At 61.2% G+C, this 20,432-nt stretch carries 13 protein-coding genes; 12 read left to right on the forward strand and 1 reads right to left on the reverse strand.

Features of this window, described 5'->3' with window-relative positions; genetic code table 11:
• Positions 1-18: 18 nt before the first annotated feature.
• Entirely contained in the window at positions 19-2,493 is a 2,475-nt protein-coding gene (locus tag ACKUG4_RS02475; RefSeq protein WP_445433336.1) for a UvrD-helicase domain-containing protein, read from the forward strand.
• A gap of 58 nt (positions 2,494-2,551) precedes the next feature.
• Here the strand turns inward: ACKUG4_RS02475 and ACKUG4_RS02480 are convergent, their stop codons facing one another.
• Positions 2,552-2,824, reverse strand: a complete 273-nt coding sequence (locus ACKUG4_RS02480) for a DUF1652 domain-containing protein (protein WP_445433479.1) — start codon at positions 2,822-2,824, stop codon at positions 2,552-2,554.
• A 263-nt stretch (positions 2,825-3,087) separates the two neighbouring features.
• Here ACKUG4_RS02480 and ACKUG4_RS02485 point away from each other — a divergent pair, with 263 nt between their 5' ends.
• The 11 genes from ACKUG4_RS02485 (at position 3,088) to ACKUG4_RS02535 (ending at position 20,428) form a co-directional block, all read left to right on the forward strand.
• On the forward strand, positions 3,088-3,903 hold the full coding sequence (locus ACKUG4_RS02485) for a helix-turn-helix domain-containing protein (RefSeq protein WP_085646534.1): 816 nt from the start codon (positions 3,088-3,090) through the stop codon (positions 3,901-3,903).
• A gap of 51 nt (positions 3,904-3,954) precedes the next feature.
• Positions 3,955-5,361 (forward strand): NAD(P)/FAD-dependent oxidoreductase, encoded by a 1,407-nt coding sequence (locus ACKUG4_RS02490; RefSeq protein ID WP_445433337.1) that lies wholly within the window; start codon positions 3,955-3,957, stop codon positions 5,359-5,361.
• A 29-nt stretch (positions 5,362-5,390) separates the two neighbouring features.
• Positions 5,391-5,735, forward strand: a complete 345-nt coding sequence (locus ACKUG4_RS02495) for a cupin domain-containing protein (protein WP_064596520.1) — start codon at positions 5,391-5,393, stop codon at positions 5,733-5,735.
• Between the two features lie 56 nt (positions 5,736-5,791).
• A complete protein-coding gene (locus ACKUG4_RS02500) occupies positions 5,792-6,877 on the forward strand; it encodes a polyamine ABC transporter substrate-binding protein (protein WP_445433338.1) in 1,086 nt (361 codons plus the stop codon).
• Positions 6,878-7,265: 388 nt separating this feature from the next.
• Positions 7,266-8,732 (forward strand): serralysin family metalloprotease, encoded by a 1,467-nt coding sequence (locus ACKUG4_RS02505; RefSeq protein WP_064596527.1) that lies wholly within the window; start codon positions 7,266-7,268, stop codon positions 8,730-8,732.
• 93 nt (positions 8,733-8,825) lie between these two features.
• Entirely contained in the window at positions 8,826-9,254 is a 429-nt protein-coding gene (locus ACKUG4_RS02510) for an AprI/Inh family metalloprotease inhibitor (protein WP_236188112.1), read from the forward strand.
• Positions 9,255-9,459: 205 nt separating this feature from the next.
• Entirely contained in the window at positions 9,460-11,247 is a 1,788-nt protein-coding gene (locus ACKUG4_RS02515; protein WP_064596529.1) for a type I secretion system permease/ATPase, read from the forward strand.
• The gene (locus tag ACKUG4_RS02520) at positions 11,244-12,593 is read left to right on the forward strand and encodes an HlyD family type I secretion periplasmic adaptor subunit (RefSeq protein WP_039768319.1); all 1,350 of its coding nucleotides are present in this window, start codon (positions 11,244-11,246) and stop codon (positions 12,591-12,593) included. Before ACKUG4_RS02515 ends, ACKUG4_RS02520 begins: the two co-directional genes overlap by 4 nt.
• Before the next feature lie 2 nt (positions 12,594-12,595).
• Positions 12,596-13,957, forward strand: a complete 1,362-nt coding sequence (locus ACKUG4_RS02525; RefSeq protein ID WP_163975170.1) for a TolC family outer membrane protein — start codon at positions 12,596-12,598, stop codon at positions 13,955-13,957.
• Positions 13,958-14,207: 250 nt separating this feature from the next.
• Entirely contained in the window at positions 14,208-17,159 is a 2,952-nt protein-coding gene (gene eprS, locus ACKUG4_RS02530; RefSeq protein ID WP_445433339.1) for an autotransporter serine peptidase EprS, read from the forward strand.
• Positions 17,160-17,341: 182 nt separating this feature from the next.
• A complete protein-coding gene (locus ACKUG4_RS02535) occupies positions 17,342-20,428 on the forward strand; it encodes an autotransporter domain-containing protein (RefSeq protein WP_445433340.1) in 3,087 nt (1,028 codons plus the stop codon).
• Positions 20,429-20,432: the final 4 nt, after the last annotated feature.

Consider the following 20,432-nt stretch of genomic DNA (forward strand, 5'->3'; position numbering starts at 1 on the left):
CATCCGGAGTCCGTCAGCGTGGCGCAACACACCCCCGATCTTCCTCCCGAACTTCGTCCCTTGGCCGAGATGCCCTGGTTCAAACGCCTGGCGGCGCGTTTCCTTGGCCACGGTCTGACGCAACTACGCGCCCAACACCGTGCCTCGTGGCTGCACGGCCAGGCTGACGGCTTTCGCAGCGGACATACCGCCGGCGTGGATTACGGGTACAAGGAAGGCAAGGCTGACGGGCTGGAAGAGGGGCGCCAGGTCTTGTTGATCCGCGACAGCCGCAATACCGAGCATCGCCCGCCGGGCATCGACAATCACCTGTTCGACGACTGGCGCCTGCCGCTCAGCGCAGAACTGAAGAAGCGCATGAAAGCCGACGTCGCGCGTCTGCTGCCTGCGCACGCCCAGCCGAGCGCGGCGCAATGGAAGATGATTTTCAGCGATACGCCGTCAACATCAGTGATTGCCGGGGCCGGAGCCGGCAAGTCGACCACGCTGGTGTTGCGGATCCTGCTGCTGACTCACTACCTGGGCTTCGAGCTCGATTCGATGACCGTGGTGACCTTCACCCGCGAGTCGCGCAAGGATTTCATCAGCAAACTGATCGAACTGTTTGCGTTATGGGACCGGGCACTCAGTCAGAAAGCTGCGAAGGATCTGGTGCGCACTTTCCACTCGCGGATCTTGCCGATGGTCCGCAGCCTGCCCGGATTCGAGCGCTTGCAGGCATTCGAAAACCTCAGCCACCGCGCGCCGGGTGCAGATGAAGACGTCGACAGCAATCCGTTCGATCTGCGCATCAACGACGCGCAGCGTCAGCAGCTCAACGCCTGTTACCACCGTCTCTACAAAGAAGATCCGCGCTTTGCGCAACTGATCCAGCCGCTGTCCCTGCACGCCTTGCAGCTTAAAGAGCTGGAACGCGATCACCCGGACGTGCAAAAACGCGTCGCTGTGACAGAACTGGCGGCCCGTCGCGATGAAGAGCTGTGCGACATGATCGAAGACATGTGGCTGCGCGCGGGCGCCTGGCCGATCAAGGGCATCGAACCGAGCCGCCAGACATTCGAAATCAACGGCGCATCGTTCCATTGCCATGGTTACATTCCGAGCCTGGATGCCTGGGTCGTGTTGGGTTTCGATCCTCGGGAAAACTCGCAGGTCTGCCGTCCCAACGCCAAACTGACGGTGCGTGCAGAGTGGGCAGTCAAACGCACCCTGTTTCAAGCTTTCTGCCGTAAGCCGTTGATATGGCTTGATAGTTACGAATCATCCAGACGTGTATTGGCCACGCTGGCGGGCGATGCCAGCGCCGGCCCGGGCTTCGATTACAAGGTCAAAGGCGAGCTGGCATCCGCGCCGTTGCTCGATTGTTTTGTCGCTGCCGCAGGCTTCATCGAGAACCTGGGCCTGGATGTTCCGGACGCCGTTGGCCGCATGAATTTCGCCAAGGACGATCCGGACCGGTTTTTCTTCGAAGCTTTAAGCCTGTTCTGGCGAGCGCTGGAAGATCACTTGCTGGATCAAAAGCCGCCGGTCATGACCTACAACCGGATGTTTGCCCTGTTCAGCGAGCACTCACCGGAAAACTTCAAATTGCTCAGCGATGAACTGCTGCGGCCAATGTCGCACCTGATGATCGATGAGTTTCAGGACGTTTCACCGCAGATCGTCTCGTGGATCCGCGCCAGCCTCTCGGAAATACGCAGTCGCGGCCCGGCCATGCACGTCGGACGAGGTGCGCAGCGATCGTCGCTGCTTTGCGTGGGCGATGACTGGCAATCGATCTACGGTTGGCGCGGCAGCTCGCCGAGTTACTTCATAGAGTTCAACAAGGAATTCCCGTCGCCGAGCACGACGCGGGTGATGCTCAGCGAGAACTATCGCAGCCATCAGCACATCATCGACGCGGCAGAACACATCGTTCGGGCAGCGCCGGCGATCCCGGGCAAGAAGGCCAAGGCCAGCGGCGAGGAGAGGCCGTTGCAGCCAGTCAATGTGCTGGAGCGCGACGATCAGGCGCTCGGCGAGCGCCTGGCGGAACACTATCGAAACGGCGATTCAATCCTGATGCTCTATCGAAAAAGCAGCGATAAGTTACTGATAGAACAGCATATTCAGTTAGTAGTTAATGTTGATTCGAGCTTGCCGTACGACTCCCGGCGCCTGAAACAACTGACCTATCACAGCGCCAAAGGTCTGCAGGCCGACGCGGTTTTTCTGTTGGGCGATTGCCAGCACTTGACCAGTTCGCCGTACAAGAATCAGGTGTATCGCATGGCCGGACTGGGCAAGGCCGGCGACAGCGAGCCGTACGACAGCGCGCAAAAAGACGAAATCCTGCGCCTGGCCTACGTCGGTATCACCCGTGCAGTCAGCCATTGCTACTGGTATGTCGAGCCGCAGGACACTCAGGCAGTCAACATGCCTCGGGCCTCGGACCGGGTCGCCAAAGGCAAACCGTTCTTCGTCGATCATCGTCCGGGAAAGAAAATGGCCTGAATCCAATGCCCATGAAAAAGCCCGCACAAGGCGGGCTTTTTTATTCTAAATCAGCCAGTTACGCGTAACTCTTGAGAGATTTCGGAGGAATGAAAGCCTCCAGTTCGTCCTCGACGGCTTCGATTATTCGCTCCACATCCGCCGCGTTCATCACCGTGGCACAGGGGATGCCGGCGATGGCAATCAAGGTTTCGCCGCTGGCCCGATCGAACAGGCGAGCGACCAGACTGCCAGGCGCATCCATGGTCGCCTCGAAACCCATGGGATGAAAATGCCAGCGCATCAGCTGGCAGGCATTGGGGAACGTGACTTTGCTTGTCCCTTTGATCATGTGTTGCCCGCCTTCTTCATCGAGCGCTTCCGTTTGCTCATGGTAGGTGGGAAGAGCCTTCATTGGCTCAACCGGTGACTGCCTTTAAAAGTAGCATCTGAATGTGAAATTCCTGTGAGAATTTTCAGTTCATTTAGCGATTGCGAGGATTCTTTTGATGTAAGTCACGGTCCACCCCAATCGTCGCCAAAATGCCATCACCACCGGTTGTTGAAGCAGCGCCGGAAGTTGGGCAAGCTCGGTTCTTTTTCCAAGAGTCTCTTATGCACGCCGATGATGACGGCCCGGATCAGAGCCAGGCTACGGCCGAGACGGTCATGCGCTATCACCTGTGCTGGAAACACCGGGACCTGGATGGCGTGATGGCGCTGTACCACCCGGACATCCAGTACAACGATTTTTTCCAGAACCGCGTGCTCGGACTCGACGAACTGCGCGAATACGTCCGGGTCAGCATGCCACGCGAGTCCGACGAAGCGCTGGAGCATTGCGACCGCATCCGTATCGACGGCAACACCGCCTTCATTCAATACGAAGTGACGTTACGCGGCGGTAACGGACTGGTGTCGTTTCGTTCCAGTGAAGCGATCACGGTCAAGGACGGGCGGATCTGGCGGGTCAACGAATATGCATCGTTGGTGCGCGAACAGGCTGAAAGTCCGACGACAACCCGCCAGCGTCCGGCGGTGAGTCGCCTGGGCCTGTCGCCGCGCCAGTTGAGCTTCATGGCCGATGACTTGCAGCAGTATTTCCAGCGCCAGCAACCGTATCTCGATCCGGAGCTCGACCTGCAACGGGTGGCGAAGGAGTGCGGGTACAGCCGCAACCAGATTTCCTATTTGCTGAATCAGGTGCTGGGGCAAAGCTTCTACCGCTACGTCAATCAGGCGCGTCTGCAACATCTATTGCAGTCACTGGACAACGCTACGCCGCCACTGCGTATCGACGAACTGGCGTTTGCCGCGGGGTTCAATTCACTGTCGGCTTTCTATAGCTGCTTTCGCCAGCACACCGGGCAATCGCCGAAAGCTTATGCGAAGCAAATTTCTTTGCGGACACGCGCGCAAGACAATCCCTGAGTCCAGCCACTAGGATCGACGCCATCGAAACCTGGATTGGCGGAGTCTTGCATGCCGGCGTGGCGCACTATCAGTTTGTGGATGGACCAACTCGACGAGCCGCTGACCGCGCGCCCGTCGCTTGCGCAGGACCTGGATGTCGATGTGGCGATCATCGGCGCCGGTTACACCGGACTGTGGACCGCGTACTACCTGAAACAACAGGCGCCGAGCCTGAACATTGCCATCATCGAAGCGCAAACCGCCGGGTTCGGCGCGTCCGGTCGCAACGGCGGCTGGTTGATGGGCAATCTGCTGGGCGAGGATCGTTTGCTGGCGGGCCTGTCACCGCAACAACGCCGCGCTTCGTTCGACCTGTTGCACAGCATTCCCGATGAAGTAGAAATCGTCCTGGAACGCGAAGGCATCGACTGCGACTACCGTAAGGGCGGAGTGCTGTATTGCGCCGCGCGCTATCCCGAGCAGGAAGCCAATCTTCGCGACTACCTGAAAAAGCTCCACGCCCAGGGCCTGACCGACGACGATTACCGTTGGCTCAGCCCCGAACAACTGGCGCAGCAGCTGCGCATCGCCAAGCCCTACGGCGCCATCTTCGCCCCGCATGTGGCGACCATTCACCCGGCGAAACTGGTGCGCGGTCTAGCGCGAGCCGTCGAAGGCCTGGGGGTGAAGATTTACGAAAACAGCCCGGTGACCCATTGGCAGGCCGGCAGCCTGCGGACCGACAACGCCAGTGTGCGCAGTCGCTGGATCGTTCCGGCCATCGAAGGCTATTCCGTCACGCTGCCACCGCTGGGTCGTTATCAATTGCCGGTGCAAAGCCTGATCGTCGCCACCGAGCCGTTGCCCGCTTCGACCTGGGATGCAATCGGCCTCAGTCGGGGCCAGGCTTTCAGCGAGTTCAGCCGTCAGGTCACTTACGGCCAGCGTAGCGCCGACAACCGCCTGATCTTCGGCGCCCGTGGCGGTTATCAATTCGCCGGCCAACTGCGGCATAACTTCGACCTGACACGCGATGAAGTCGAACTGCGGCGCTACCTGTTCGGCGAACTGTTCCCACAACTGAAAAACGTACAGATCACCCACGCCTGGGGCGGCAACCTCGGGATGTCCCGGCATTTCAAACCGCACATGCTCTGCGATCGGTCCAACGGCATCGCGCTGTCCGGCGGCTATGGCGGGGAGGGTGTCGGCGCTTCCAACTTGGGCGGGCGGACGCTTGCGGATCTGATTCTCGAGCGCGACACCGAGCTGACGCATCAACCATGGGTGCTGCCCGATGGCGGGATCCACGCACTGCGGGCCTGGGAGCCGGAGCCATGCCGCTGGCTCGGCTACAACGCGATCATCAAAAGCTTCGTCCACGAAGACCAGACCCTGGCCAACCCGGCGACCGCGCCCTGGCGGCGCAAGCTTGCCAGCCAGGTGGCCGGGTTCATGGAAGGTTTCATGCACTAAACGTTGTTTACTACCAGACAGGTAACGCCATGAGCATCACCCAATTCAAGAACACCGCCACGTTGCAACTGGATGAGTCCAACCCGGTGGCCGTGCCGCTCGGCACGCCAGTGGCGATTGCCTCGACCACCAGCGTCGAGCGCGACGACGGCGTCGAAACCGGCGTCTGGGAATGCACCCCAGGTCGCTGGCGCCGGCAGATCACTGCTCAAGAGTTCTGCCATTTCATTTCCGGTCGCTGCACGTTCACCCCGGACGACGGCGGCGAAACCCTGCACATACAAGGTGGCGACGCACTGATGTTGCCGGCCAATACGCTCGGGATCTGGGACATCCAGGAAACCGTACGCAAGACCTATGTCCTGATTTTCTGACGTTTTGATCCTTTTGATTGCCTGCCAACAACAATAGCCAATACAGGAATCGATCCATGATCCGAAAGACCCTCGCGCTCGCACCCTTGATGCTCGCCGTTTCCCTCGCTCAGGCGGCGGATACGGTCAAGGTTTACAACTGGTCCGACTACATCGCGCCTGACACCACCAAGAACTTCGAAAAGGCCAGCGGCATCGGCGTCATCTATGACGTCTACGACAGCAACGAAACCCTCGACGGCAAGCTGATGACCGGCAAATCCGGTTACGACGTGGTGTTTCCCTCCAACCACTTCATGGCGCGGCAGATCGAAGGCGGGGCGCTGAAGAAGCTCGACAAGAGCCAGTTGCCCAACTGGAAGAACCTCAACCCGGTGTTGCTCAAGGCTTTGCAGACCAACGACCCGGGCAACGAACACGGCTTTCCGTACCTGTGGGGCAGCACCGGCATCGGCTACAACATCGCCAAGGTCAAGGCCGTGCTGGGTGACAACGCGCCGGTGGACTCTTGGGATCTGATTTTCAAACCCGAATACATGGAAAAACTGCAGAAATGCGGTGTGGCAATCCTCGACAACGGCCCGGAACTGTTGCCGGCGGCGCTCAATTACCTGGGGCTGCCGCACCACAGCAAGAATCCCGAGGACTACAAGAAAGCTGAAGCGCTGCTGATGAAAGTGCGGCCGTATGTCAGCTATTTCCATTCCTCGAAATACACCAGCGATCTGGCCAATGGCGACATCTGCGTAGCTGTCGGTTTCTCCGGCGACATCCTCCAAGCGGAAAACCGCGCCAAAGAGGCGAAGAACGGCATCGACATCGGCTACGAAATTCCCAAGGAAGGTGCCGCCATCTGGTTCGACATGGTCGCCATGCCCGCCGACGCACCGGACGAGAAGGCCGGCTATGCGTTCATGAACTACCTGCTGCAGCCCGACGTGATGGCCGGCATCAGCAACTACGTGCACTACGCCAATGGCAACGAACAGGCCGACAGCCTGATCGACCCGGCGATCAAGAACGACACCAAGGTTTATCCGAGCCCGGAAATGATGGGCAAGCTGTTCGCACTGGAAGCGATGCCGCTGAACATCGACCGGATCCGCACGCGGGTGTGGAACAAGATTCGTACCGGTAGCTGAAGGAAAAAAGGCGAGGGCGGCACAGCCCTCGCCTGACTATGTTCTGTTGGATCAACTTGATATCAAACCACTGGCATTGCATCGGTAAAGTGCAGCAAAGTGAGACGCTGCTAACAAAAAACAACTTACCGATATTTAATATTTAAATAAGAAATCGTCAGACAATTAGGCAGCCTCACCACACTTTCAAACTTCTTTCGGCGGCACGTGCTTTGTTTACGGGAGTTTCCCGGAACAGTTCAATTTGATCTCGAAAAAATGCTAGACGACAGATTTCAAATTGTGTCAGGTTTCTTACGCCTTCATTGGGCGAGTGATAGGACAATCTCGCCAGAGGTTGTCGCTATCGGACAAAAACTGTTCCATTGCTAAACAAGGAAGTGTGTTTATGTCGAAAGTAAAAGCTAACGCTATTGATACCGCCGAACAGGCTTTTGAGCTGAACGCGGCGCCGCAACCTCTGGCAGCGACCAGCACGGCGTATAACCAGATCAATAGCTTCAGCCATCAGTACGATCGTGGCGGTAACCTCACGGTCAATGGCAAACCCTCCTTTTCCGTCGACCAGGCCGCAACCCAGTTGCTGCGCGACGGCGCTGCCTACCAGGACAAGGATGGCAGCGGCAAGATCGAACTTACCTACACGTTCCTGACTTCGGTATCGTCCAGCACGATGAACAAGCACGGGATCACCGGGTTCAGTCAGTTCAGTGCTCAACAGAAAGCCCAGGCCGTGCTCGCCATGCAATCCTGGGCCGACGTGGCCAACGTGACCTTCACCGAGAAAGCCTCGGGCGGTGATGGCCACATGACCTTCGCCAACTACAGCGGTGGCGTGGACGGCGCAGCAGCGTTCGCGTACCTGCCGGGCACCGGTCCGGGTTACGACGGCACTTCGTGGTACTTGATCAACAGCGGTTACACGCAGAACAAGACCCCGGACCTGAACAACTACGGCCGTCAGACCCTGACCCACGAAATCGGCCACACGCTTGGCCTGGCGCACCCGGGCGACTACAACGCCGGCAACGGCAACCCGACCTACAACGACGCGACCTACGGGCAAGACACCCGCGGCTACAGCGTCATGAGCTACTGGAGCGAAAGCAACACCAGCCAGAACTTCAGCAAGGGCGGCGTGGAAGCCTATTCCTCCGGTCCGCTGATGGATGACATCGCAGCGATCCAGAAGCTCTACGGCGCCAACATGACCACCCGAACCGGTGATACCACCTACGGCTTCAACTCCAACGCCGGTCGCGATTTCCTCAGCGCCTCGTCGTCGGCCGACAAGCTGGTGTTCTCGGTGTGGGATGCGGGCGGCAAGGACACCTTCGACTTCTCGGGCTTCACCCAGAACCAGAAGATCAACCTCAATGAAGCCTCGTTCTCCGACGTTGGCGGCCTGGTGGGCAACGTGTCCATCGCCAAGGGCGTCACCATCGAGAACGCGATCGGCGGTTCGGGCAACGACCTGCTGATCGGCAACAGCGCGGCCAACGAGCTCAAGGGCGGTGCCGGTAACGACATCATCTGGGGTGGCGGTGGCGCCGACAAGCTGTGGGGCGGCGCGGGTTCGGACACCTTTGTGTTCGCAGCCAGCTCCGACTCCAAGCCGGGTGCGATCGATCAGATCCTCGATTTCGTCAGCGGTCTCGACAAAATCGACCTGACCGGTATCACCAAGGGCGCCGGCCTGCACTTCGTCAGCGCCTTCACCGGCGCGGCGGGTGATGCGGTTCTGACGTCCTCGGGCGGCAACAGCCTGCTGTCAGTGGACTTCTCCGGTCACGGCGTGGCTGATTTCCAGGTCAGCACCGTTGGCCAGGCAGCCACCAGCGACATCGTGGCGTGATGTAACACGGGAAAGCGGCGCGTCATGCGCCGCTTTCTTCACTTGCATCGCCGTGACCGGTAAGCAAGGCTACGTGCCGGAGTGAAATTTCCTATGATCCAATTCGCTTTTACCCGCAAAGCGGCGGCGTATCTGTTGCCGATGCTGATGATGATTTCCGGAGAAACAACCATGGCAAGCAGCCTGAGACTCGAAGACCCATCGGTATTTGCCGGGCAGTGGCAAGCGACCCTGAGCGACCGCAACGACGCTCCAGAGGCCCAGGCTTTGCAGGACAAACCGTCGAACACTTGCCTGATCGACCTTGAAGCCAACCAGACGCTGGGCAAAGGTGCCGATTGCCTGAGCGCGTGGTTGCAGGACGCGGCCATCGGCTGGTTCCCCGATCCTGACGGTCTGTCGATCACTGGCAAGGAGGGCTCAAGAATCCAGTTTTTCAGCCGACAACGTGATGGGCTTTATCTGAGCACTTTGAAGTCGGGCCTGGTGATTACACTCAAGCGTGCTGTACAGCAACCTTGATGACCAAAACCGACTGACAGTTTAAATATAAAGCACCCCGTTACAGTTATAAGCCGCAGTGCAATAACACGGAGGCCGGTTTTAATCGGGGAAGTTGTTATTGAAGTGTAAGCAAATGCTGGCGGTGTATGTCTCGCTCTCATGGCGAGCAATTAATTTGAAGTCTCGCCAAGCAGGGCGGGAAATACCATTTCAGGAATAATCAATGAAGATGGCGAAGGCCCAAGCCACCGCTCCCTTATTCAAGGCATTGGGTGACTATAAAAGCATTCTGATCAGCGTCGGATGCTTTACCGCACTGATTAACGTGCTGATGCTGGTGCCTTCCATATATATGCTCCAGGTCTACGACCGGGTGCTGTCTTCGCAGAACGAAACTACCCTGGCGATGCTGTCGCTGATGGTCGTCGGTTTCTTCGCGTTTATCGGCCTGCTGGAAGTGGTGCGCAGCTTTATCGTGATCCGCATCGGCAGCCAGCTCGAGCGCCGTTTCAATCTGCGGGTCTATCAGGCAGCTTTCGAACGTAACCTGTTCAAGGGCGAGGGCAACGCCGGGCAGTCCCTGGGCGACCTGACCCACATTCGCCAATTCGTCACCGGGCCTGCGCTGTTCGCGTTCTTCGATGCGCCGTGGTTCCCGGTTTATCTGTTTGTGATTTACCTGTTCAACGTCTGGCTCGGCGTGCTGGCCACAGCGGGAGCGCTGCTGCTGATCGCGCTGGCGTGCCTGAACGAATACATGACCAAGAAGCCGCTGGGCGAAGCCGCCGGTTATTCGCAGAAATCCAGCCAATTGGCCACCAGCCACCTGCACAACGCCGAAACCATTCAAGCCATGGGCATGCTGGGCGCCTTGCGCAAGCGCTGGTTCCAGGTGCACTCGCGCTTCCTCGGCCTGCAGAATCAGGCCAGCGACACTGGCGCGGTGATCAGCTCGCTGAGCAAAACCTTGCGTCTGTGCCTGCAATCGCTGGTGCTGGGCCTCGGCGCACTGTTGGTGATCAAGGGCGACATGACCGCCGGGATGATGATCGCCGGCTCCATCCTGATGGGGCGGGTTTTGAGCCCGATCGACCAGTTGATTGCCGTGTGGAAGCAGTGGAGCGGGGCGAAGCTGGCTTACCGTCGCCTCGATGCGTTGCTGCAAGCTTTCCCGCCGAGCGATGACGCCATGGCGCTGCCGGCGCCGAAAGGCCAGATCACCTTTGAACAAGTCAGCGCCGGCCCTCCGGGTCAACGCTCCGCGACCCTGCACATGGTCAACTTCAACCTGGCGGCCGGTGAAGTGCTGGGCGTGCTCGGTGCCTCCGGTTCCGGAAAATCGACCCTGGCGCGTGTGCTGGTCGGCGTATGGCCGGCCCTTGGTGGCACGGTGCGTCTGGACGGCGCCGACATCCACCGTTGGAACCGCGATCAGCTCGGCCCATACATCGGCTATCTGCCGCAGGACATCGAGCTGTTCAGCGGCAGCATCGCCGAGAACATTGCCCGCTTCAGTGAAGCTGACCCGCAAAAGGTCGTGGCTGCCGCGCAACAGGCCGGCGTGCACGAACTGATCCTGCGCATGCCACAAGGCTACGACACGCAATTGGGCGAGGACGGCAGCGGTTTGTCCGGCGGCCAGAAACAGCGTGTGGCACTGGCCCGTGCGCTGTACGGCAACCCGAGCCTGGTAGTGCTGGATGAGCCGAATTCCAACCTCGACACCGTCGGCGAAGCCGCGTTGTCCAGCGCGATCGTGCAGCTCAAGGCCCAGGGCACCACCGTGGTACTGGTCACCCACCGTTCTTCGGTACTGGCTCAGGCCGACAAGCTGCTGGTACTCAACGACGGCCGTCTGCAGGCCTTCGGCCCGAGCCATGATGTGCTCAAGGCACTGTCCGGTAACCAGCCCGGCAACCCGCCACAACCAAACGAAAAACCTGCGCAAGCACCGGCCGGGCTCAGCATGAGCCGCCAGTATCAGCCGACGACAAGGAATTCGGGTGTATGAGCAGCGCGAGCATGAACACGCAAAACGAAGCCACGATGGAACACGACTACATCACCGAGCGCCCTGAACGCGACGCCAGATTTTTCGCCCGCATGGGCTGGATTCTGGCGCTGGTCGGCGCCGGCAGCTTCTTCACCTGGGCGGCATTGGCGCCGCTGGATCAGGGCATTCCGGTGCAGGGCACCGTGGTGGTGTCGGGCAAGCGCAAGGCCGTGCAGTCGATGAGCAGCGGCGTGGTCAGCCGGATTCTGGTGCGTGAAGGTGAAATCGTGAAGCAGGGCCAACCACTGTTCCGACTCGACCAGACCCAGGTTGCCGCCGACGTGCAGTCACTTCAGGCGCAATACCGCATGGCCTGGGCCAGCCTGGCGCGCTGGCAGGCCGAGCGTGACAACCTCAAACAAGTGACGTTTCCGGCAGAACTGAGCGACAACGCCGATCCGCGCCTGGCGCTGGTGCTGGAAGGTCAGCGGCAATTGTTCAGCAGCCGTCGCGAAGCGTTTGCCCGCGAACAGGCCGCCCTGCGCGCGAGCATCGAGGGCGCCACCGCGCAGCTGGCGGGCATGCGCCGCGCCCGTACTGACCTCAACGCCCAGGCCGACTCGCTGCAACAGCAGTTGAGCAACCTGCAACCGCTGGCCGACAACGGCTATATCCCACGCAACCGCCTGATGGAATACCAGCGTCAGCTGTCGCAGGTTCAGCAGCAATTGGCCGAGAACACCGGTGAAAGCGGCCGGGTGGAGCAGGGCATTCTTGAATCCCGGCTGAAACTGCAACAGCACGGCGAGGAATACCAGAAGGAGGTCCGCACCCAGCTGGCCGACGCACAACTGAAAAGCGTCACGCTGTCGGAGCAACTGACCTCCGCCGGTTTCGACCTGCAACACAGCGAAATCCTCGCCACCGCTGATGGCGTGGCCGTCAACCTCGGCGTGCACACCGAAGGCGCCGTGGTGCGTCAGGGCGAAACCCTGCTGGAAATCGTCCCGCAAGGCACGCGCCTGGAAGTCGAAGGGCACCTGCCGATCAACCTGATCGACAAAGTCGGCACGCACTTGCCGGTCGACATCCTGTTCACCGCGTTCAACCAGAGCAAGACGCCACGGGTGCCCGGCGAAGTCAGCCTGATTTCCGCCGACCAGATGGTCGACGAGAAAACCGGCGTTCCGTACTACGTGTTGCGCAGCAGCGTCAGCGATCAGGCCATGGAAAAACTCAACGGCTTGGTGATCAAACCCGGCATGCCGGCGGAAATGTTCGTGCGCACTGGCGAACGTTCGCTCCTCAACTACCTGTTCAAGCCGCTGCTCGACCGCGCCGGTTCCGCGTTGACCGAAGAATAAGGATGTTCGGCTGTATGAATAAGCTTTCCATGCTGGCGGCAGCGTTCGCGCTGCTCGCGGGCAACAGTGCAGTGGCGGCCATGGGGCCGTTCGAGATCTACGAACAGGCGTTGCGCAATGACCCGGTGTTCCTCGGCGCGATCAAGGAGCGCGATGCAGGCCTCGAAAACCGCGCCATCGGCCGCGCCGGTCTGTTGCCGAAACTGGGTTACAACTACAACAAGGGTCGCAACTCGTCGAAGGCCACGTCCCTCGACGAACGCGCGCGCAATCGCACCGATGAGCGTAATTACAACAGCTACGGCTCGAGCCTGACTTTGCAACAACCGTTGCTCGACTACGAAGCCTACGCGGCGTATCGCAAGGGCGTGGCCCAGTCGCTGTTTGCCGACGAGAACTTCCGCGGCAAGAGCCAGGAACTGCTGGTTCGCGTATTGGATAACTACACCAAGGCTTTGTTTGCCCAGGACCAGATCGACATCGCGCTGGCCAAGAAGAAGGCGTACGAGCAGCAGTTCCAGCAGAACGAGCACATGTTCCGCCAAGGCGAGGGCACTCGCACCGATATCCTCGAAGCCGAGTCGCGTTATGAACTGGCAACCGCCGAGGAAATCGAGGCCCGCAACGAGCAGGACGCCGCGCTACGGGAACTGGGCGCATTGGTAGGGGTGCCGGCGGTGGACATCAGTGATCTGGCGCCACTGGATCAGAACTTCCAGACATTCGCCCTGATGCCGGCCAACTACGACACCTGGCACGAACTGGCGATCAGCAACAACCCGAACCTGGCGTCCCAGCGTCAGGCGGTGGAAGTGGCGCGTTACGAAGTCGAGCGCAACCGCGCCGGGCACCTGCCGAAAGTCAGCGCTTACGCCACGATGCGCCAGAACGAATCGGAAAGCGGCAACACCTACAACCAGCGTTACGAAACCAACACCATCGGTTTCGAAGTCAGCGTGCCGTTGTACGCCGGTGGTGGTGTGTCGGCCTCGACCCGTCAGGCCAGCCGCACCATGGAACAGGCCGAATACGAACTGGACGGCAAGACCCGCGAGACGCTGATCGAATTGCGTCGTCAGTTCAGCGCCTGCCTGTCCGGGGTCAACAAGCTGCGCGCCTATCAAAAGGCCCTGGCCTCGGCCGAAGCGCTGGTGGTATCGACCAAACAAAGCATTCTCGGTGGCGAGCGCACCAATCTCGATGCGCTGAACGCCGAGCAACAACTATTTACCACCCGCCGCGACCTGGCCCAGGCACGCTATGACTACCTTATGGCCTGGACCAAATTGCATTACTACGCGGGCACCTTGAGCGAACAGGATCTGGCGCGGGTGGATGAGGCGTTTGGGGTGGCTCGACGTTGATGTGCATGGCTCAGACCGGCCCTCACCCTAACCCTCTCCCGGAGGGAGAGGGGACTGATCGGGGGATATTTTGGAGGTACACCGACCTGATCGGGCGTCACCGAATCCAGCATCGACCCGGTTTTTCAGGTCGATGTATGACGCAAGACACCTCGATCAGCTCCCTCTCCTTGGGGAGAGGGCTGGGGTGAGGGGAATGGGCAACACCGCAGAATCAACCTGCATAAAACAATAAAAGTGAGTGGTGAACATGGACGTATGCATCAAGCCGATCACGGTCGGCACCCTGCTGCTTGTGATGTCGGCAACCCAGGCTCAGGCCCAATACCTCGAAGCCGGCAAACCCGGCGATCCCGCCAGTTGGCGCAGCGCCGAATTCCTGCGTGACTGGGGCCTGGGCCGGATGCAGGCCGATCAGGCCTACGCCGCCGGCATCACCGGCAAGGGCGTGAAGGTCGGCGCGCTGGACTCCGGTTTCGACGCCGCCCACCCCGAGTTCGCCAGCGACCGTTATCACCCGGTACTGGCCAGCGGCAGTTACATCGACGGCACGCTGTTCAATGTCAACGGCACCCTCAATCCGAACAACGATTCCCACGGCACCCACGTGGTCGGCACCATGGGCGCGTCCCGTGATGGCACCGGCATGCATGGCGTGGCGTACAACGCGCAGATCTACGTCGGCAACACCAACAAGAACGACAGTTTCCTGTTCGGCCCAAACCCTGATCCGCGCTACTTCAAAGCGGTGTACGACGCCCTGGCGGATGCCGGCGTGCGGGCGATCAACAACAGCTGGGGCAGCCAACCGCCGGATGTCAGCTATCGAACCCTCGCGGATCTGCACGCCGCTTACGCCCAGCACTGGAACAAAGGCACCTGGCTGGATGCGGCGGCGGATGTTTCCCGTCGCGGCGTGATCAATGTGTTCAGCGCCGGCAACAGCGGCTACCCGAATGCCAGCGTGCGTTCGGCGCTGCCGTATTTTCAACCGGATCTGGAAGGCCACTGGCTGGCGGTTTCCGGGCTCGATCAAAGCAATCAGCAGAAGTACAACCAGTGCGGCATTGCCAAGTACTGGTGCATCACCACGCCGGGGGCGAAGATCGACAGCACCATTCCCGACGGCGGTTATGCGATCAAGTCCGGCACCTCGATGGCCGCGCCGCACGCCACCGGCGCACTGGCGCTGGTGATGGAGCGCTATCCGTACATGAATAATCAGCAGGCGCTCGAAGTGTTGCTGACCACCGCCACCCAGCTCGACGGTTCGGTGACTGACGCGCCCACCGAACGGGTCGGCTGGGGCGTGGCCAACCTGTACCGGGCGATGCGTGGGCCGGGGCAATTGCTCGGGGCGTTCGACGCCCATCTGGCGGCCGGGCAGAGCGATGTCTGGAGCAATGACATCAGCGACAAAGCCCTGATCCAGCGCCAGAGCGAAGACCTCGCCGAACACAGCGCCTGGCAGCAAACCCTGCAAAGCAAGGGCTGGCAGAACGGCGTGCCGGCCGGTGCCAGCCAGCAGGATCAGACCGACTACGCCGTGGGCATGGCCCGTGACGCAGCGGCGGCCGGTCGGGTATATCAGGGCAGCCTGATCAAATCCGGCGACGGGCGACTGATTCTGACCGGTGACAACACGTATCGTGGGCCGACCACGGTCAATGGCGGTCTGCTGACAGTGAACGGCTCGCTGACATCGGCCGTGACCATCAATGACGGCGGCACTCTTGGCGGTTCCGGGCGAATCGGCGCGCTGACCGCCAACAGCGGCGGCCGGGTGGCACCGGGCAATTCGATCGGTACGTTGAACGTCGCCGGTGACGTGACCTTTGCGCCGGGTTCGACCTACGCCGTGGAGTTGTCTCCCACCAGCAGCGACCGCATCGTCGCCGGCGGCATCGCCTCCATCAACGGCGCCACCGTGAGCCTGTCGCTGGAAAACAGCCCGACACTGCTCAGCACCAGCGAAGCCAGAAGCCTGCTCGGCCAGCAGTACAACATTCTGCAAGCGGCGGGCGGCATTCAGGGTCGGTTCGGTGCAGTGCTGCCGGATTATCTGTTCATCGGTGGCAGCCTGGCCTACAGCGGCAACGGCATCGGCTTGAATGTCGAGCGCAACGCGACATCGTTCGCCAGCGTCGGCCAGACACCGAATCAGCGCTCCGTGGCCACAGCCGTCGAAGGTCTGGGCGCGGGCAATTCCGTGTACGAAAGCCTGTTGTTGTCGGCCAACGCCGGTGACGCGCAACAAGCCTTTCAACAGTTGAGCGGTGAAATCTACCCGGCCCTCGGTTCGGTGCTGATCAACGACAGCCGCCAACTGCGCGACGCCATCGGCGAGCGCCTGCATGACGCCCAAACCACGCAAAGCAACGGCTGGATCAAAGCTCTCGGCGCCTGGGGCACAACCGACTCTCGCCACGACACCGCCGGTTACAGCACCTCCATCGGCGGCCTGCTGGCCGGTGTCGACGGAGCGCTGGACGAGCAGACCCGCATCGGTCTGGTCACCGGTTACAGCGACAGTTCGCTGAGCATGGGCTCGGGCACCCATTCCTCGGCCAAGGTCGACAGCTATCACCTCGGTGCCTACGCCGGTCACGACATCGGCGCCTGGCGCCTGAGCACCGGCGCCGCTTACAGCTGGCATCGCGCCGATGTGAAGCGCGACTTGCAGTACGGCAACGTCAGCGCCAAGCAGAAAGCCAAGGTCGATGCCGCCACCACTCAGGTGTTCGGCGAAGCGGCTTATCGACTGGACCTGCAACCGCTGGCCCTGGAGCCGTTCGCCAACCTGGCCTACGTGCATCTCGACACCGACGGCTTCACCGAGAAGGGCGACGCCGCCGCGCTGAAAAGCAATGACGACCAGCGCGACGCGGTGTTGAGCACCCTCGGCGTGCGGGCGCTCAAGACCTTCGACCTGCCGTCCGCGCAGAAACTGCAAGTGAGCGGTCATCTGGGCTGGCAGCACAGCCTGACCGACATCGAATCCGAACAGCATTTGCGTTTCGCCAGCGGCAGCGCGCCGTACACGGTCGAAAGCTCGCCACTGGTGCGCGACGCCGCCCTGGTCGGCGTGCAGGCCAGCCTGGCGCTGACCCGCGACGTGCGGGTCAACCTCGATTACACCGGACAACTGGCCAGCCGCGAGAAACAACACGGCGTGGGCCTGAGCCTGAACTGGCAGTTCTAAACACACGGATGATCGTTCCCACGTCGAGGCGTCGAACCGTCTGCGTGGGAATGCCTCTAGGGACGCTCCGCGTCCAGTGACGCGGAGCGTCACGGGCTGCATTCCCACGCGGGAGCGTGGGAACGATCAACGATCACTTCAATAGACGGATTTTTCGCAACATCACTAAGGAAGGTCGCTGGATGAAAAACAACAACACCCCCGCGCAATCGGGTGGCTGCTTTCGCCTGAAAACTCTCAACGTCGCCTTGCTCTGCGCACTGGCCACCTGGGGCAACGCAAACGCGGCGCCCTACGTGGAAAGCGGCCGGGCAGGGGATCCGGGCAGTTGGCGCAGCGCCGAATTCCAGGCCGACTGGGGCCTGGGCGCCATCGGTGCGGATCACGCGTACGCCGCCGGTTACACCGGTAAGGGCGTGAAACTGGGGATCTTCGACCAGCCGGTCTACGCCGCGCACCCGGAGTTTTCCGGCAGTAACAAAGTCATCACCCTGGTGACCTCGGGGATCCGCGAATACACCGACCCGTACATTCCGGTCAAAGCCGGGGACGCGTTTCGCTATGACGGTTCGCCCTCGGTCGGCTCCGACGGCAAGCTCGGCGCCCACGGTACTCACGTCGGCGGTATCGCCGCCGGCAGCCGTGACGGCGGGCCGATGCACGGCGTGGCGTTCGGCGCACAGATCATCAGCGCCGACAACGGCGACCCGGGCCCGGAAGACGGCATCGTGCGCGGCAACGACGGCGCGGTTTACAAGGCCGGCTGGGATGCGCTGATCGCCAGCGGCGCGCGGATCATCAACAACAGCTGGGGGATCGGCATCACCGACCGCTTCGACCTCGGCGGCCGTGACCCGGCGTACCCGCATTTCACCGTCAACGACGCGCAACTGCAGTTCAACGAAATTCGCACACTGCTGGGCACCAAACCCGGCGGCGCCTACGACGGCGCAATCGCCGCCGCACGCAGCGGGATCGTGACGATTTTCGCAGCGGGCAACGACTACAACCTGAACAACCCGGACGCCATCGCCGGCCTCGGTTACTTCGTGCCGGACATCGCGCCGAACTGGATCACCGTCGCCGCCTTGCAGAAGAACCCGGATCTGGCCAGTGCCAACCCGTACATCATGAGTACGTTCTCTTCGCGTTGCGGCTACACCGCGAGTTTCTGCGTCTCGGCACCGGGTACGAAAATCTTCAGCTCGATCATCGAAGGCACCAACGCCGACAACCTGACCACGGGTTACAAGAACTACAACGGCACCTCGATGGCCGCGCCGCACGTGGCCGGTTCCATCGCAGTGCTGATGGAGCGCTTCCCGTACATGTCCGGCGATCAGGTCGCCAGCGTGTTGCGCACCACGGCTACCGACCTCGGCGCACCGGGCATCGACGCCCTGTACGGCTGGGGCATGATCAACCTGCGCAAGGGCATCGACGGCCCGGCGATGTTCGTCACCGAGCAGGACATTCCCGAAGAATTCCGCATCCAGGGCGCCTACGGTTCCGGTCAGTTCGTGGCCGATCTGCCGGGCATCGGCGCGATCATCGATGCGGGCAAGCCCACCGAGCGCGTGTGCAACGACATCACCTGCGGGCTCGACACTTGGCGCAACGACATTTCCGGCCATGGCGGTTTGACCAAGCAGGGCATCGGCACCTTGGTGCTGACCGGCAACAACACCTACAGCGGCCCGACCCTGGTCAATCAGGGGCGATTGGCAATCAATGGCTCGCTGCAATCGGCGGTGACGGTCAATGACGGCGGCATCCTCGGCGGTAACGGCCGGATCGCTGCGCTGAACGCCAACAGCGGCGGTACCGTGGCGCCGGGCAATTCCATCGGCACCTTGAATGTGGCCGGTGACGTGACCTTCGCACCGGGTTCGACCTATGCGGTGGAAGTGTCCCCGACCAGCAGCGACCGGATCGTCGCCGGCGGCAAAGCGCTGATCGAAGGCGCAACCGTGACCATGTCGCTGGAAAACAGCCCGACGCTGCTGACCACGGGCGAAGTGAAAAGCCTGCTCGGCACCCAGTTCAACATCTTGCAGGCAGCGGGCGGCATTGAAGGGCAGTTCGGCCAAGTGTTGCCCGACTACGCGTTCCTCGGCGGCACCCTGGCGTACTCGGCGAGCGGTGTGCAACTGGACGTCGGCCGTAATGGCGCCTCGTTCGCGAGTGTCGGCCTGACCCCGAACCAGCGCGCGGTCGGCGCTGCTGCCGAACGCCTCGGCGCCGGCAATGCGTTGTTCGAAACCCTGTTGCTGTCACCGTCGGCGGCCGCTGCGCAGGAGGCCTTCCAGCAATTGTCCGGCGAGATTCATCCGGCCATCGGCACGCTGCTGATCAACGACAGCCGCTACCTGCGCGATGCGGTGGGCGAACGTCTGCGTGAGCGTGATCTGTTCGACGCCGGCGCGCCGACCGATGACCGCAGCAACGCCTGGCTCAAAGTGCTGGGCGCCTGGGGCAAAAGCGATGGTGGGTCGAAATACGCCGACTCCACCAGCTCCATCGGCGGCTTGCTGGCCGGTGTCGACGGCCTGATCGCTGAAGATACCCGCCTGGGTTTCGTTACTGGCTATAGCGACAGCTCGTTGAGCATGGGCGACGGGACACATTCGTCCGCCTCGGTCGACAGCTATCACCTGGGCGCATACCTGGGGCATCAGATCGATGCGCTGCGTCTGACCGCCGGTGCGGCCTACAGCTGGCATCGCATTGACGTCAAACGCGACCTGCAATTCGCTGGCGTCAGCGGCAAACAGAAAACCAAGCGCGATGCGACCACCGCGCAACTGTTCACCGAAGCGGCCTACGACCTGGGCCTGCAACCGATGAACCTGGAGCCGTTCGCCAATCTGGCCTACGTGCACCTCAACAGCGACAGCTTCACCGAGAAGGGTGATGCCGCCGCACTGAAGGGCGGCGAAGACAACCGCGATGTGGTGTTGTCGACCCTCGGTGTGCGGGCCAAGCGCACGTTTGCCCTGTCGGAGAAACATCAGCTGGAACTGGGCGCAAGCCTGGGCTGGCAGCACAACTTGAGCCGCGTGGATGCTGACAGTCACCTGGCGTTCGCCAATGGCAACAGTGCATTCACCGTGCAAAGTGTGTCGATGGATCGAGATGCCGCGGTGGTCGGCGTGCGCGCCGGGCTGGCGCTCAATCGCGATGTCCGGGTCAACCTGGATTACAACGGGCTGATCGGCTCCAACGAAAAGGACCACGGTGTGGGCCTGACGCTGGACTGGCAGTTCTAAGGGG

It is taken from the genome of Candidatus Pseudomonas auctus (assembly GCF_048654275.1).
Lineage (GTDB): Bacteria > Pseudomonadota > Gammaproteobacteria > Pseudomonadales > Pseudomonadaceae > Aquipseudomonas > Aquipseudomonas pharyngis.

Bases quoted from the DNA above. Each gene is read 5' to 3' on its own strand.
- ACKUG4_RS02480 (WP_445433479.1), bottom strand. From the start codon at position 2,824: ATGATCAAAGGGACAAGCAAAGTCACGTTCCCCAATGCCTGCCAGCTG.
- ACKUG4_RS02485 (WP_085646534.1), top strand. From the start codon at position 3,088: ATGCACGCCGATGATGACGGCCCGGATCAGAGCCAGGCTACGGCCGAG.
- ACKUG4_RS02490 (WP_445433337.1), top strand. From the start codon at position 3,955: ATGCCGGCGTGGCGCACTATCAGTTTGTGGATGGACCAACTCGACGAG.
- ACKUG4_RS02495 (WP_064596520.1), top strand. From the start codon at position 5,391: ATGAGCATCACCCAATTCAAGAACACCGCCACGTTGCAACTGGATGAG.
- ACKUG4_RS02500 (WP_445433338.1), top strand. From the start codon at position 5,792: ATGATCCGAAAGACCCTCGCGCTCGCACCCTTGATGCTCGCCGTTTCC.
- ACKUG4_RS02505 (WP_064596527.1), top strand. From the start codon at position 7,266: ATGTCGAAAGTAAAAGCTAACGCTATTGATACCGCCGAACAGGCTTTT.
- ACKUG4_RS02510 (WP_236188112.1), top strand. From the start codon at position 8,826: ATGATCCAATTCGCTTTTACCCGCAAAGCGGCGGCGTATCTGTTGCCG.
- ACKUG4_RS02515 (WP_064596529.1), top strand. From the start codon at position 9,460: ATGAAGATGGCGAAGGCCCAAGCCACCGCTCCCTTATTCAAGGCATTG.
- ACKUG4_RS02520 (WP_039768319.1), top strand. From the start codon at position 11,244: ATGAGCAGCGCGAGCATGAACACGCAAAACGAAGCCACGATGGAACAC.
- ACKUG4_RS02525 (WP_163975170.1), top strand. From the start codon at position 12,596: ATGTTCGGCTGTATGAATAAGCTTTCCATGCTGGCGGCAGCGTTCGCG.
- eprS (WP_445433339.1), top strand. From the start codon at position 14,208: ATGGACGTATGCATCAAGCCGATCACGGTCGGCACCCTGCTGCTTGTG.
- ACKUG4_RS02535 (WP_445433340.1), top strand. From the start codon at position 17,342: ATGAAAAACAACAACACCCCCGCGCAATCGGGTGGCTGCTTTCGCCTG.